Source organism: Vulcaniibacterium gelatinicum (genome assembly GCF_008033445.1).
Lineage (GTDB): Bacteria > Pseudomonadota > Gammaproteobacteria > Xanthomonadales > Xanthomonadaceae > Vulcaniibacterium_B > Vulcaniibacterium_B gelatinicum.
Genome location: NZ_VNKO01000008.1, coordinates 36,970 through 49,828, shown reverse-complemented (window position 1 = coordinate 49,828; position 12,859 = coordinate 36,970). Strand labels below are relative to the sequence as shown.

The window sequence follows — 12,859 nt, the reverse complement described above, 5'->3', positions numbered from 1 at the left end:
TCCCGCCGCGGCGGGAACGCGCGCTATTCGACCCGGCCGCGCAGCCGCTCGAGCACGCCTTCGAGCGCGTCGAGATCGGCGTAGTGGATCACCAGCCGGCCCTTGCCGCCGCGGCCGTGCAGCACGTTGACCCGGGTGCCGAGGGTCTCCGACAGCTCGCGCTCGAGCGTGGCGATGTCGGCCTGCGGGCGGGTGCGCGCGGGCTTGGGCTTCTTCGCGTTGACCGCGCCGGGCACCTGGCCGGAGGTGAGCTGCTGCACCCGGTGCTCGACCTCGCGCACCGACCAGCCCTGCTCGGCGGCCTGGCGCGCGAGCGCGATCGCGGCCTGCGGGGCGAGGGTGAGCAGCGCGCGCGCGTGGCCCATCTCCAGGGTGCGCGTCTCCACCAGCGCGCGGATCTCCGGCGGCAGCTCGAGCAGGCGCAGCAGGTTCGACACCGCCGCGCGCGAGCGGCCCACCGCCTCGGCGGCCTGGGCGTGGGTCAGGTCGAACTCGTCAATCAGGCGCTGCAGCGCCTGCGCTTCCTCGAGCGGGTTGAGGTCCTCGCGCTGGATGTTCTCGATCAGCGCCATCGCGATCACGGCGTGGTCGTCCACCTCGCGCACGACCGCGGGGATCTCGGTCAGCCCGGCCTGGCGCGAGGCGCGCCAGCGGCGCTCGCCGGCGATGATCTCGTAGCGCGGCGCGGCGCCGGGTTCGTCCGGCGGCAGCTCGCGCACCACGATCGGCTGGATCACGCCCTGGGCGCGGATGGACTCGGCCAGCTCGCCGAGCTTGTGCGGGTCCATGCCGGTGCGCGGCTGGTAGCGGCCCGGCTGCAGCCGGTCTATCGGCAGCTTGCGCAGGGTTTCGCCCGGCTGCGGCTCGAGCGGCGGGACTTCCGCGGCCGCCTTCGGGCCGAGCAGGGCTTCCAGGCCTCGGCCGAGGCCGCGCTTCTTCATCGAACTCATGTGGCGATGGTCTCGGTGGGAGCGCCCGCGGGCCGTGCGTCGCGGGCGAGACGTTCGCGGTGCCGGCGCAGCACCTCGCCGGCCAGGCCCAGATAGGCCACGCCGCCGCGGCTGGCGCGGTCGTAGGCGATGATGCTCTGGCCGTGGCTGGGCGCCTCGGCCAGGCGCACGTTGCGCGGCACCACGGTGCGGAACACGCGCTCGCCGAAGTGGGCGGTCAGCTCGGCCGAGACCGCGTTGGCGAGGTTGTTGCGCACGTCGAACATGGTGCGCAGCACGCCCTCGACCTCCAGCGCCGGGTTCAGGCGCCGCTTCAGCGCCTCGATCGTCTCCAGCAGCGCGGTCAGGCCCTCCAGCGCGTAGTACTCGCACTGCATCGGCACCAGCACGCTGTCGGCGGCGGTGAGCGCGTTCAGGGTCAGCAGCGACAGCGCCGGCGGGCAGTCGATCAGGATGAAGTCGTACTGGTCGCGCAGCGGGTCGAGCGCGCGCTTGAGCCGCTGCTCGCGGCCCTCCTCGTCCATCAGCTCGATCTCGGCCGCGGTCAGGTCGATGTTGCCGGGCAGCAGGTCGTGGCCTTCCGGGGTCTTCACGATCGCGTCGCGCGCGTGGATCTCCTCCAGCAGCACGTCGGTGGTCGAGGCGCGCAGCTCGCGCTTGTCCACCCCGCTGCCCATGGTCGCGTTGCCCTGCGGATCCAGGTCCACCAGCAGCACGCGCTGCGGCGTGGCCGCGAGCGCGGCGGCCAGGTTGACCGCGGTGGTGGTCTTGCCGACGCCACCCTTCTGGTTGGCGATGGCGATGATGCGGGCCGTCACGGCTCGTCCGTCCCCTCGAAAGGAAAGCCCGGCGCGCGCGGCCGGACCGGGGATTATGCCCGCAGCCGGTCGCCGCTGCCGGAATGGGGCTCAGGCCGCGCGCGCGATCACCACCAGGTGCCGCTCGGCGTCCAGCCCGGGCACGGCCAGGGGCTGCACCCGCTCCACCCGCCAGCCCGGCGGCAGCGCCGCCAGTTCCTCGTCCGGGCGCGCGCCCTTCATCGCCAGCAGCCGGCCCTCCGGCTTCAGCAGGTGGCCGCCCAGGGCCAGGATCTGGCCGAGCGTGGCCAGGGCGCGGGCGGTGATGGCGTCGTACTGGCCGGGCCGGTCGAGCGCCTCGATCCGGGTCTCGGCCACCTCGGCGTTGGCCAGGCCCAGCCGGCGCACCGCCTCGCGCAGGAAGCGCGCCTTCTTGCCGTTGCTCTCCACCAGCGTCACCCGCAGCTGCGGGCGCACGATCGCCAGCGGGATCCCGGGCAGGCCGGGCCCGGTGCCCAGGTCGGCGAGCGTCCCGATGCCGTCCAGGTGCGGGTGCAGGGCCAGCGAGTCGAGCAGGTGCCGGGACACCATCTCGCCCACCTCGCGCACCGCGGTCAGGTTGTAGGTGCGGTTCCACTGCGCGAGCAGCGCCAGGTAGGCCAGCAGCTTCGGCGCGTGCGCGGGCTCCAGGCCGAGCGCGCGCAGGCCGGCCTCGAGTTCGGCGGCGACGGCGGGGGGCAGGGTGGGGGCGGCGATGGTCATCGCACCAGTATGCCGGGCGGCCGCGCGCCGGCCGCGGCCTCAGCCGCGCGCCCGCCAGGCCAGCGCGGCGCGGTAGCCGGGGTGCGGTTCGAACTCGTGCAGGCGCCAGGCCTCGGCCGGGCCCAGGGTCGGGTCGCAGTCGGCCAGGCGCAGGGCGCCGGCGTGTTCGGTGAAGCGCAGCCGGTGCAGGCCGAAGGCCAGGCCGCGGCCGTGGGCCTTGAGCACCGCCTCCTTCGCGCACCACAGGCGGACGAAGGCAAGGGTGCGCTCGGGCTCCGCCAGCGCGGCCAGCCAGGCCGCCTCCGCGGTGTGGAAGAAGCGCGCCGCCAGTTCCCCGGCGCGCGGGCGGGGGCGGATCCGCTCGAGGTCGGCGCCGATCCGAGCGTCCTCGCCGAGGGCGATCAGCAGGCCCTCGCCGCTGTGGCTCCAGCTGGCGTCGTGGCGCCGCAGCGGCGGCTGCAGTTGCGGGCGGCCGTGGCGGTCGCGGACGAAGGCCACGGCCTCGGCCGGGCAGCCCAGTTCGGCCGCGAGCCAGGCGCGCACGCGCGGTTCGGCGGCCTGCCCGCGGAGGTGCGGCTGCCAGGTCCAGCGTGGCGGCGGGGGCGCGGGCATGGGCGGAATGGCCTCTGCGCGGGGCGGGGAGCGCAGCGTAAAGTACGCGCCGGGCACGCGGCCAAGCCGCAGGAGACCGTTACCGGCATGTCGGCAGTCATCGGCAGCGAACGCGACGGCGCCACCGCGCCGGTGGCGCGGGGGGCGCAGGAGCGCGCGATCGCGTTCGATGCCCGCGGCGAGGTGCCGCTGGCGCGGTTCCTGGCCCAGGTGCGCGGCGTGGCGGCGGCGCTGCCGCCCGGCACCCACGCGGTCAACCTGTGCGAGGACCGGTACCGGTTCCTGGTCGCGTTCTGCGCGATCGCCGCGCGCGGCCAGGTCAACCTGCTGCCGCCCTCGCGCGCACCGGCGGTGGTGGACGAGGTGCTGGCGCAGTATCCGGGCAGCCTGTGCGTCACTGACGTCGCGCTCGCGCCCGCGCCGCCGCGCTGCTGGCAGCTGCGCGAGCGCTTGCCCGAATTGCCGGGCGAGGTGCCGCTGCTGGATCCGGCGGCGACGGTGGCGATCGGCTTCACCTCCGGCAGCACCGGGCGGCCGCAGCCGAACCCCAAGACCTGGGGTGGCTTCGCCCGCAGCACCGCGCAGAACCTGGCCGCGCTCGCCGACCTGTGGGCGCCCGCCCCGGGCGGCGTGCGCGTGGTCGCGACGGTGCCGCCGCAGCACATGTACGGGATGGAGATGTCGGTGCTGCTGCCGCTGCTGGCGGAGGCGGCGGTGCACGCCGGACGGCCGTTCTTCCCCGAGGACGTGGCCTGCGCGCTGGCCCACGCCGAGGCGCCGCGGCTGCTGGTGACCACGCCGGTGCACCTGCGCGCGCTGCTGCACTCGGGCGTGGCGCTGCCGCCGCTGGCGGGCATCGTCTCGGCCACCGCGCCGCTCGCGCCGGAGCTGGCCGCGCAGGCCGAGGCGCGCTACGGCTGCGAGGTGCGCGAGCTGTTCGGCTCCACCGAGACCTGCGTGATCGCGCGCCGCCGCACCGCCTGCGCGCAGGCCTGGACGCCGCTGCCCGGCGTGCGCCTGACGCCGCAGCCGGACGGCACCCTGGTGCAGGCGCCGCACCTGCCGGCGCCGCGCACGCTGGCGGACGTGGTCGAGCTGCTGGCCGACGGCCGCTTCCGCCTGTGCGGGCGCAACACCGACCTGATCGAGATCGCCGGCAAGCGCGGTTCGCTCGGCGACATGACCCGCAGGCTGCTGGCGATCCCGGGCGTGGAGGACGGCGTGGTGTTCCAGCTCGATGCGCCCGACGCGCACGGCGTGCGCCGTATCGCCGCGCTCGCGGTGGCGCCGACCCTGGACGAGGCCGCGATCCTGGCCGCGCTGCGGCGCGCGCTGGATCCGGTGTTCCTGCCGCGGCCGCTGCGCCTGGTGCCGCGCCTGCCGCGCAACGAGACCGGCAAGCTGCCGCGGGACCGGCTGCTGGCGCTGGTGCGGGAGGAGGCGGGCCGTTGACGCAGGGCCGCGGCCGGCGATCCTGCCCTGACGCCGTCATCACGACTTGACGCTCAGACTGGCGCCGAGTTCCAGTCGAGGAGTCTGCACATGGATTTCATGAGTCTGATCATCTGGTTGGTGGTCGGCGGCATCGTCGGCTGGCTCGCCAGCCTGATCATGAAGACCGATGCCCAGCAGGGCATCGTGCTGAACGTGGTCGTCGGCGTGCTCGGCGGGGTGATCGGCGGCTGGCTGTTGCCGAGAGTGGGTCTCAGCCTGGGCGGAGGCATGCTCGGCTTTTTCGTCACCGCCCTGATCGGCGCGATCGTGCTGCTGGCGGTGGTCAATCTGTTCCGGCGCGGCAGGCCGCGCTGACGCCCGGCGCGGCGGGTCAGGACGCGAGTTCGAGCCAGACCGGGGTGTGGTCGCTGGGCCGTTCCCAGGTGCGCGGGGCGAGGTCGATGCCCGCGGCCACGCACTGCGCGCGCAGGGCGTCGCTGACCAGGGCGAGGTCGATGCGCAGGCCCCAGCCGCGTTCGAACGCGGCCAGGCGGTAGTCCCACCAGCTGTAGTGGCCGCCGTCCTGGTGGTGCAGGCGGAAGCTGTCGTGCAGGCCGAGCGCGAGCAGGGCGCGCAGCGCCTCGCGTTCGGGGGTGGAACACAACACCTTCTCGCGCCAGCGCTTGGGGTCGTGCACGTCGCGGTCGTCGGGGGCGATGTTGAAGTCGCCCAGCACCACCAGGCGCGGGTGCGCGCGCAGTTCCTCCTGCAGCCAGTCGCGCACGGCCGCGAGCCAGCGCAGCTTGTAGGCGTACTTGTCGCTGCCGACGGCCTCGCCGTTGACCACGTACAGGTTGACGATGCGCAGCGCCTGCGGTGAGCCGGGTTCGCCGAGGGTGGCGGCGAGCACGCGTTTTTGCGGGTCCTCGAAGCCGGGGATCGCGGCGAGGATGTCCTGCGGCGGGGTGCGGGCGAGGATGGCGACGCCGTTGTAGGTCTTCTGTCCGGCGAACACGCTGCGGTAGCCGAGCGCGGCCAGGGCGTCGTCGGGGAAGCGCGCGTCCTCGAGCTTGGTCTCCTGCAGCGCGACCACGTCGGGCGCGAATTCCTGCAGCCAGCGGGTGAGGTGCGGCAGGCGCACGTTGAGCGAGTTGACGTTCCAGCTGGCGATTTTCATGGGCGGGAGTGTAGTGGGTTGGTGCGGGGTGGGCCGATGGCGATGCTGGTTCGGCGACGTTGCGGGAGGTTCTATGGAGGATGCAGCGGGCGAGACGGTCGGCCCGGGTCCGGTGCGCGGGGGGGGTCGCTTTTCGCTCGGCCAGGGCGTCGTGCCCTGACTCGCGCGCGCGCCATCCCTGGCGCGCTCGACGCGACACCCCCCGCACACCGAACCCTCGGGTGAGGTCTCGGCGCTTGCTGTGAGAGCAACGGCAACTGCACATGGGGCGCACGAAGCTTTGGCACACAGATCCCCCAGGCATACCGGCGCCCCCGCCCGAAGCAACCGACACACGCACACGCCACACGCGCGCGGCATGCCAAGCCTCAACGCGCGAGCCAGCGGATCAGGCGGTCGGTGATGCCGTGGTAGGGCGGGTGCAGCAGGTCGCCGGCGGTCCAGCGTGCCTGGCGGAAGACCGGCAGCAGCTTGCTGAAGGTGTCGAAGCCGGCCTTGCCGTGGATCGCGCCCATCCCGCTCGGGCCGACGCCGCCGAACGGCAGCGCGTGCACCGCGAAATGGAACAGCGTGTCGTTCACGCACACCCCGCCGGCGACCACGTGCGACAGGATCCGTTCCAGCGTCGGGCGTTCGTTCGTGAACGGATACAGCGCCAGCGGCCGATCGCGCGCGGCGATGTAGCCGATCGCCTCGTCCAGCGTCCGGTAACGCAGCACCGGCAGGATCGGGCCGAAGATCTCCTGCTGCATCACTTCCGCCTCGTCCGGCGGATCGAGCACCAGCGTCGGCGGGAACAACCGCTCGCGCCGCGCCCGTTCCGGCGCGACCGGGGCCAGCTCGACCACCGTGCAGCCGCGCGCCCGCGCATCCTGCACATGCCCTTCCAGGCGCGCGAACTGCGCGTCGTTGATGATCCGCGCGTAGTGCCCCGCCTCGGCCAGGTCGCCGAAGCGCCGAGCCACTTCCGCGCGCAGCGCGTCCACGAACGCGTCGTAGCGCGCCTGGTCCACCAGCGCGTAGTCCACGCCGATGCAGGTCTGCCCGGCGTTGAACCACTTGCCGCTGGCGATGCGCGATGCGGCCAGGGCGAGCGGGAAATCGGGCGCGACCAGCGCCGGGGCCTTGCCGCCGAGTTCGAGCGTGACCGGGGTGAGGTTCGGCGCCGCCGCCGCCATCACCTTGCGCCCGACGGCGGTGCTGCCGGTGAACAGCAGGTGGTCGAACGGCAGCGCCGCGAACGCGGCGCCCACGTCGGCGCCGCCGAGGGCGACCGCGACGCGTTCGGGCGGGAACACGTCGGCGAGCAGGGCGCGCAGCCATCGCGAGGTGCGCGGGGTGTGTTCGGAAGGCTTGAGGTAGACGTGGTTGCCGGCGGCGATGGCGGAGACCAGCGGCACCAGGGCGAGGTTCACGGGGTAGTTCCAGGGGCTGATGATGCCGACCACGCCCACCGGGACGGGGCGCACCTGGGCGCGCGCCGGCCACAGTTTCCAGCCCACCGCCGCGCGCCGCGGCCGCGCCCAGCGGCGCAGGTGGCGCAGGGTGTGGTCGATCTCGGCGAGGGTGACGAACGCTTCCGAGAGCAGGTTCTCGTGTTCGGGGCGATGGCCGAAGTCGGCGCGGATGGCGGCATCCATCTCCGGCACGCGGCGGGTGAAGGCCGCGCGCAGGCGTTGCAGGTCGGCACGGCGCTGCGCCAGGTCGGGCCGCTGCGCCTGCCAGGCCGCGCGCAGGCGGTCGAAGGTCGGGCGCAGTTCGGACAGCGGGGTGTCGTCGGGGCTGTGCATGTGTGCAGTCATGTGCGCAGTGTAGTGCGGGAGTTTTCGTCGGCCCGGGTCCGGTGTGCGGGGGGGGCGCATGCACGAACGATGTGGGGCGCCGGCCCGTGATGCGCTTCCCTTGCCCGATCCTGGCCACCCCCGACCGCTAGAATGCGCGGATGAACCTGCGCCCCTACCGCAACGTGCTGCCGAGCCTCGGTGCGCGCGTGTACGTGGATCCCGCCGCGAGCGTGATCGGCGACGTGGTCCTTGGCGACGACGTCTCGGTCTGGCCCGGCACCGTGATCCGCGGCGACGTCAACTTCATCCGCATCGGCGCCCGCACCAACCTCCAGGACGGCACCGTCGTCCACGTCAGCCACGACGGCCCCCATGCCAGGCTCGGCGGCTTCGCCACCCGCATCGGCGCCGACGTCACCATCGGCCACAAGGCCATCATCCACGCCTGCACCATCGAGGATGCGGTCCTGATCGGCATGGGCGCGGTCGTGCTCGACGGCGCGGTGGTGAAGAAGCACGGCTTCGTCGGCGCCGGGGCCCTGATCGCCCCCGGCAAGACCGTCGGCGAAGGCGAACTGTGGCTCGGCAACCCCGCGAAGAAGGTGCGGATGCTCTCCGACGCCGAAATCGAGGCGCTGTACTACAGCGCCCGCCACTACGTCCGCCTGAAGGACGAATACCTGGCCGTCAGTCCGCCGTGACCAGCACCGCGTCGCGCTCGCGCAGCTCCGCGTAGACCGCGTCGGTGTCCGGGCGCACCCCGTGCCAGCGGGCGAAGCTCTCGGCCGCCTGCTCGACCAGCATGCCCAGCCCGTCCACCACGTCGTGGCAGCCGGCCGCGCGCGCCCAGGCCAGGAACGGGATCGCGGCCTCGCCATAGTTCAGGTCCACCGCCGCGGTGCGGCGGCCGACCAGCGAATGCGGCAGCGCCGCCGCCAGCCCGCCCTCGCGCCCGGCCGAGGTGGCGTTGACGATCAGGTCGAACTCGCCCAGCGCGCGCAGGTCGTCCAGGTAGCGCGGATGCACCCGGCCGGGCTCGCCGAGCGCGTCGGCCAGCGCGTCGGCGCGCGCGGCGGTGCGGTTGACCACGTACAGCTCGGAGATGCCGGCGTCGAGCAGCGCCGGGGCCACCCCGCGCGCGGCGCCGCCGGCGCCGAGCAGCAGGGTGCGGCGCGCGCGCAGATCGAGCCCGTGGCGCGCGGTCAGGTCGCGCACCAGGCCCACGCCGTCGGTGTTGTCGCCGTGCCAGGCGTCGCCGTTGCGGATCAGGGTGTTGACCGCGCCGGCGCGGCGCGCGCGCTCGGTGACGTCGTCGCACAGCTCGAAGGCGATCAGCTTCAGCGGCAGGGTGACGTTGGCGCCGGCGCCGCCGTGCGCGGCGAAATCGGCCAGCGCCTGGGCGAAGTGCCCGGGCTCGACGTCCACCGCGCGGTAGTCCACCGCGATCCCGGTCTGGCGGCCGAAGGCGGCATGGATCCGCGGCGACAGCGAGTGCGCGACGGGGTGGCCGAAGACCGCGTAGTGCTTGCTCATCGCCGTTCTCCCAGGGCTGTGTATCCGGTCAACGCGCCTCGCGCAGCCAGGCGGCCGCCTCCAGCGCGAAATAGGTCAGCACAGCATCGGCGCCGGCGCGTTTGATCGCCGTCAACGCCTCCAGCGCGCAGGCGCGCCCGTCCAGCCAGCCCTGTTGCGCCGCGGCCTTGAGCATCGCGTACTCGCCGCTGACCTGGTAGACGAAGGTCGGCACGCCGAACTCGTCCTTGACCCGGCGCACGATGTCCAGGTACGGCAGGCCCGGCTTGACCATCACCATGTCCGCGCCTTCCTCCAGGTCGAGCGCGACCTCGCGCAGGGCCTCGTCGGAGTTGGCCGGATCCATCTGGTAGGTCTTCTTGTCGCCCTTGCCGAGCGCGGCGGCCGAGCCCACCGCGTCGCGGAACGGGCCGTAGAAGGCGGAGGCATACTTGGCGCTGTAGGCCAGGATCCGGGTGTGGACGAAGCCGGCCTGCTCGAACTCGCTGCGGATCGCGCCGATGCGCCCGTCCATCATGTCGCTGGGCGCGACCACGTCGGCGCCGGCCTGGGCGTGCGACAGGGCCTGCTTCACCAGCGCTTCGACCGTTTCGTCGTTGAGCACGTAGCCGCTCTCGTCCACCAGCCCGTCCTGGCCGTGCGAGGTGTACGGGTCGAGGGCGACGTCGGTGATCACCCCGAGTTCGGGGAAGCGCGCCTTGAGCGCGCGCACCGCGCGCTGCACCAGGCCGTCCTCCTGCCACGCCGCCTCGGCGGTGGCCGACTTGGCCTCCGGCGCGGTGACCGGGAACAGCGCCAGCGCCGGGATGCGCAGCGCGCAGGCCTGCTCGGCCACGCGCAGCAGCTCGTCGAGCGACAGGCGCTCGATCCCGGGCATGGACGGCACCGCGGCGCGGCCGGGCAGCTCGTGCACGAACACCGGGTAGATCAGGTCGTCGGGGGTCAGCACGGTCTCGCGCATCAGCCGGCGCGAGAACTCGTCGCGGCGCATGCGCCGCGGGCGGATGAAGGGGTGGCTCATGGGCGCATTCTACGCCCGGGGCCGGACCCGGGCCGGCCGTGCCCTAAGATCGAACGCATGTCCGCGCCACGCCTCCGTTCCCTGCCGCCGCTGGCGCGCGCCTGCCTGGCGCTGCTCGCCGCGCTGGCGCTGCTGTGCTGGCTGGGGCCGCTGGCGCTGCGCTTCGACCCGCACACGCCGGACTGGACCGCGCTGTCGGTGCCGCCGGGCACGGCCGGGCACTGGTTCGGCACCGACGCGATCGGCCGCGACGTGCTCGCGCGCACGCTCGCCGGCGGACGGCTGTCGCTGACCATCGGCCTGCTGGCGAGCGTGGTCGCGCTGGCGCTGGGGCTGACCTGGGGCGCGGTCGCGGGCCTGGCCGGCGGACGGGTCGAACGGGCGATGGTGCGCGTGCTCGACGTGGCCGGCGCGCTGCCGTTCCTGCTGCTGGTGATCCTGCTGCTGACCCTGTTCGAACGCTCGCCCGGGCTGCTGCTGGCGGCGATCGGCGGTTACGTGTGGATGGACCTGGCGCGGGTGATGCGCGCCGAGGCCGCGCGCCTGCGCGAGGCGCCGTTCCTGCTCGCCGCGCACGCCGCCGGCGCGCGCTTCGACCAGCGCCTGCGCTGGCACGTGCTGCCGAACCTGCTGCCGCTGGCGCTGGTCTCGCTCGGCCTGATCCTGCCGCAGGCGATCCTGGTCGAGAGCTTCCTCGGCTTCCTCGGGCTGTCGCTGGACGAACCTTCGGCGAGCTGGGGCACGCTGCTGGCCGAAGGCGTGCAGGAGCTCGATTCGGCGCCGTGGACGCTGCTGTTCCCGGCCGCGTTCCTGGTGGCCACGCTGGCCGCGTTCCAGTTCCTGGGCGATGCCCTGCGCGACTGGCTCGACGTGCGCGGCGGGCACGAGGAGGCCGCGGCGTGAGCGCGCTGCTGGCGATGCACGGGCTGCGGGTGGAGGCGGGATCGCGCACCCTGCTCGGCCCGCTCGACCTCGCCCTGCACCGCGGCGAATGCGTGGGTCTGGTCGGCGAGAGCGGCAGCGGCAAGAGCCTGACCGCGCTGGCGCTGCTCGGCCTGCTGCCGCCGGCGCTGCGCGCGCAGGGCACGCTGGCAACCGACGGCGGCGAATTCGCGCCGGGCGCGCGTGCGCATGCGGCGCTGCGCGGCCGCCTGCTGGCGTGGGTGCCGCAGGATCCGCTCGCCAGCCTGCATCCGCTGCGCACGGTCGGCGCGCAACTGGTCGAGACCCTGCGCGTGCGCCACGGCCTGCCGCGTGCGGCGGCGCGGCGCGAAGCCGCGGCCCTGCTCGCCCGGGTGCAGCTGCCCGAACCCGAGGCGGCGCTGGCGCGGCATCCGCACCAGTTCTCCGGCGGCCAGCGCCAGCGCATCGCGATCGCGCTGGCGCTGGCCACGCGCGCGCAGGTGCTGATCGCGGACGAACCGACCTCGGCGCTGGATGCGCGCATCGCCCGCGACCTGCTGGAGCTGCTCGACGGCTTGCGCCGCGAGCACGGCCTGGGCCTGCTGCTGATCAGCCACGACCTGCCGCTGGTGGGCGCGTACGCGCAGCGCCTGCTGGTGCTGCGGCGCGGCGAGGTGGTCGAGGCTGGCGCCACGCACGCGGTGTTCGCCGCGCCGGCGCACGCGTACACGCGCGAGTTGCTCGCCGCCGACCGGCTCGCGCCGGTGCCGGCCCCGGAACGCACGGATCCCGCGCCGGTGCTGCTGCGCGGCGAAGGCCTGCGCGTGCGCTACCCGCGCGCGCGGCGCGAGGCGCTGGCCGGCGTGGACCTGGCGCTGCGCCGCGGCGAGGGCCTGGCCCTGGTCGGCGAGAGCGGCAGCGGCAAGAGCACGCTCGGGCGCACGCTGCTGCGTCTGCTGCGCGGCGCGCAGGGGCGGGTGTGGCTGGACGGGCAGGAGCTCACCGCGCTGCCCGCGCGCGCCCTGCGCCGGTTGCGCGCGCGCATCGGCGTGGTGTTCCAGGATCCGGTGGCCTCGCTCGATCCGCGCCTGCGCGTGGCCGAACTGGTGGCCGAGCCGCTGCGCATCCACGGCCTGGGCGATGCCGCCGCGCGCCGCGCGCGGGCCGCGGCGCTGCTGCAGGCGGTGGGACTGGAGCCGGCCCTGCTCGAGCGTTACCCGCACCAGCTCAGCGGCGGCCAGTGCCAGCGGGTGGCGATCGCGCGCGCGCTGGCCACCGAACCCGCGCTGCTGCTGTGCGACGAGGCGGTGTCGGCGCTGGATGCGCACCACCGCGCCGGCGTGCTCGCGCTGCTGGCGCGCCTGAAGCGCGAACGCGGCCTGGCGCTGCTGTTCGTGACCCACGACCTGGCGGCTGCGGCGGCGGTGGCCGAGCGTATCGCGGTGCTCGAGGCCGGGCGCATCGTCGAACAGGGCGCGACCGCGGAGGTGCTGGCGCGGCCGCGCCACCCGCACACGCGCGCGCTGGTCGCCGCGCGCGCCTTGCCCGCGGTCAGATGATCCCGCCGCCCAGGTTCAGGCGCACGATCGCGACCACGATGACGATGCCGTTGAGCAGCAGGCCCGCCTTGGCGCGCGCCCGCTTGTCCGGCGCGGTGATCGCGATCCCGATCGCGGCCAGGATCGCGCCGACCGCGGCGAACGGGATCAGGAACCAGTTGCCCCAGCCGAGCAGCGGGATCAGCGCGAGCAGCATCCACAGCATCGCGACGATGCCCCAGACCAGACTGATCAGACCCATGGCGGTTCCCCCGGAAGCGAGTAGAGAAGGGCTGCGCGCGACGGCGCGGCTCGCACAGTGGGGCGCAGGCGGCGGCAGGTCAAGCG

At 74.3% G+C, this 12,859-nt stretch carries 14 protein-coding genes; 5 read left to right on the top strand and 9 right to left on the bottom strand.

The features are described from left to right. Nucleotides 1-23: 23 nt before the first annotated feature. The 4 genes from FPV26_RS06540 to FPV26_RS06525 form a co-directional block, all read right to left on the bottom strand. Complete coding sequence (locus FPV26_RS06540; RefSeq protein WP_147652914.1) at nt 24-950, bottom strand: ParB/RepB/Spo0J family partition protein; 927 nt, start codon at nt 948-950, stop codon at nt 24-26. Further along, nucleotides 947-1,768: a ParA family protein gene (locus tag FPV26_RS06535; RefSeq protein ID WP_147652913.1), complete on the bottom strand. Its 822-nt coding sequence runs from the start codon at nt 1,766-1,768 to the stop codon at nt 947-949. Before FPV26_RS06535 ends, FPV26_RS06540 begins: the two co-directional genes overlap by 4 nt. Before the next feature lie 90 nt (nt 1,769-1,858). Further along, nucleotides 1,859-2,509, bottom strand: coding sequence for a 16S rRNA (guanine(527)-N(7))-methyltransferase RsmG (gene rsmG / locus FPV26_RS06530; RefSeq protein WP_147652912.1), 651 nt, complete (start codon nt 2,507-2,509; stop codon nt 1,859-1,861). A 39-nt stretch (nt 2,510-2,548) separates the two neighbouring features. Next, nucleotides 2,549-3,121 carry a 4'-phosphopantetheinyl transferase family protein gene (locus tag FPV26_RS06525; protein ID WP_147652911.1) on the bottom strand — a complete coding sequence of 191 codons (573 nt, stop codon included), beginning with the start codon at nt 3,119-3,121 and terminating at the stop codon, nt 2,549-2,551. 87 nt (nt 3,122-3,208) lie between these two features. Between FPV26_RS06525 and FPV26_RS06520 the strand changes: the two genes are divergently transcribed. Both FPV26_RS06520 and FPV26_RS06515 read left to right on the top strand, forming a co-directional pair. Next, entirely contained in the window at nt 3,209-4,573 is a 1,365-nt protein-coding gene (locus FPV26_RS06520) for an AMP-binding protein (RefSeq protein ID WP_147652910.1), read from the top strand. Between the two features lie 99 nt (nt 4,574-4,672). After that, on the top strand, nt 4,673-4,930 hold the full coding sequence (locus FPV26_RS06515; protein WP_147653021.1) for a GlsB/YeaQ/YmgE family stress response membrane protein: 258 nt from the start codon (nt 4,673-4,675) through the stop codon (nt 4,928-4,930). A gap of 16 nt (nt 4,931-4,946) precedes the next feature. Here FPV26_RS06515 and xth read toward each other — a convergent pair whose 3' ends face one another. Both xth and FPV26_RS06505 read right to left on the bottom strand, forming a co-directional pair. Next, nucleotides 4,947-5,732 (bottom strand): exodeoxyribonuclease III, encoded by a 786-nt coding sequence (xth, locus tag FPV26_RS06510; protein WP_147652909.1) that lies wholly within the window; start codon nt 5,730-5,732, stop codon nt 4,947-4,949. A gap of 368 nt (nt 5,733-6,100) precedes the next feature. Beyond that, on the bottom strand, nt 6,101-7,534 hold the full coding sequence (locus tag FPV26_RS06505) for a coniferyl aldehyde dehydrogenase (RefSeq protein WP_147652908.1): 1,434 nt from the start codon (nt 7,532-7,534) through the stop codon (nt 6,101-6,103). Between the two features lie 140 nt (nt 7,535-7,674). On the opposite strand from FPV26_RS06505, the gene FPV26_RS06500 reads away from it, so the two are divergent. Then, nucleotides 7,675-8,217: a gamma carbonic anhydrase family protein gene (locus FPV26_RS06500; protein WP_147652907.1), complete on the top strand. Its 543-nt coding sequence runs from the start codon at nt 7,675-7,677 to the stop codon at nt 8,215-8,217. Here the strand turns inward: FPV26_RS06500 and aroE are convergent. Together aroE and hemB are read right to left on the bottom strand one after the other, a co-directional pair. Then, nucleotides 8,204-9,049, bottom strand: coding sequence for a shikimate dehydrogenase (aroE, locus tag FPV26_RS06495; protein WP_147652906.1), 846 nt, complete (start codon nt 9,047-9,049; stop codon nt 8,204-8,206). The genes FPV26_RS06500 and aroE overlap by 14 nt on opposite strands. Before the next feature lie 28 nt (nt 9,050-9,077). Beyond that, the gene (hemB, locus tag FPV26_RS06490; protein WP_147652905.1) at nt 9,078-10,070 is read right to left on the bottom strand and encodes a porphobilinogen synthase; all 993 of its coding nucleotides are present in this window, start codon (nt 10,068-10,070) and stop codon (nt 9,078-9,080) included. A gap of 57 nt (nt 10,071-10,127) precedes the next feature. Between hemB and FPV26_RS06485 the strand changes: the two genes are divergently transcribed. Both FPV26_RS06485 and nikE read left to right on the top strand, forming a co-directional pair. Continuing rightward, nucleotides 10,128-10,973 (top strand): ABC transporter permease, encoded by an 846-nt coding sequence (locus FPV26_RS06485; RefSeq protein ID WP_147652904.1) that lies wholly within the window; start codon nt 10,128-10,130, stop codon nt 10,971-10,973. Next, nucleotides 10,970-12,532, top strand: a complete 1,563-nt coding sequence (nikE, locus tag FPV26_RS06480) for a nickel ABC transporter ATP-binding protein NikE (RefSeq protein ID WP_147652903.1) — start codon at nt 10,970-10,972, stop codon at nt 12,530-12,532. Before FPV26_RS06485 ends, nikE begins: the two co-directional genes overlap by 4 nt. On the opposite strand, the gene FPV26_RS06475 is transcribed toward nikE, so the two are convergent. Beyond that, nucleotides 12,525-12,773 (bottom strand): hypothetical protein, encoded by a 249-nt coding sequence (locus tag FPV26_RS06475; protein ID WP_147652902.1) that lies wholly within the window; start codon nt 12,771-12,773, stop codon nt 12,525-12,527. The two genes, nikE and FPV26_RS06475, sit on opposite strands and share 8 nt — an antisense overlap. Between the last annotated feature and the right edge of the window lie 86 nt (nt 12,774-12,859).

Bases quoted from the DNA above. Each gene is read 5' to 3' on its own strand.
- FPV26_RS06505 (WP_147652908.1), bottom strand. From the start codon at position 7,534: ATGACTGCACACATGCACAGCCCCGACGACACCCCGCTGTCCGAACTG.
- FPV26_RS06515 (WP_147653021.1), top strand. From the start codon at position 4,673: ATGAGTCTGATCATCTGGTTGGTGGTCGGCGGCATCGTCGGCTGGCTC.
- FPV26_RS06540 (WP_147652914.1), bottom strand. From the start codon at position 950: ATGAGTTCGATGAAGAAGCGCGGCCTCGGCCGAGGCCTGGAAGCCCTG.
- xth (WP_147652909.1), bottom strand. From the start codon at position 5,732: ATGAAAATCGCCAGCTGGAACGTCAACTCGCTCAACGTGCGCCTGCCG.
- FPV26_RS06525 (WP_147652911.1), bottom strand. From the start codon at position 3,121: ATGCCCGCGCCCCCGCCGCCACGCTGGACCTGGCAGCCGCACCTCCGC.
- FPV26_RS06520 (WP_147652910.1), top strand. From the start codon at position 3,209: ATGTCGGCAGTCATCGGCAGCGAACGCGACGGCGCCACCGCGCCGGTG.
- FPV26_RS06485 (WP_147652904.1), top strand. From the start codon at position 10,128: ATGTCCGCGCCACGCCTCCGTTCCCTGCCGCCGCTGGCGCGCGCCTGC.
- hemB (WP_147652905.1), bottom strand. From the start codon at position 10,070: ATGAGCCACCCCTTCATCCGCCCGCGGCGCATGCGCCGCGACGAGTTC.
- FPV26_RS06500 (WP_147652907.1), top strand. From the start codon at position 7,675: ATGAACCTGCGCCCCTACCGCAACGTGCTGCCGAGCCTCGGTGCGCGC.
- FPV26_RS06475 (WP_147652902.1), bottom strand. From the start codon at position 12,773: ATGGGTCTGATCAGTCTGGTCTGGGGCATCGTCGCGATGCTGTGGATG.
- rsmG (WP_147652912.1), bottom strand. From the start codon at position 2,509: ATGACCATCGCCGCCCCCACCCTGCCCCCCGCCGTCGCCGCCGAACTC.
- aroE (WP_147652906.1), bottom strand. From the start codon at position 9,049: ATGAGCAAGCACTACGCGGTCTTCGGCCACCCCGTCGCGCACTCGCTG.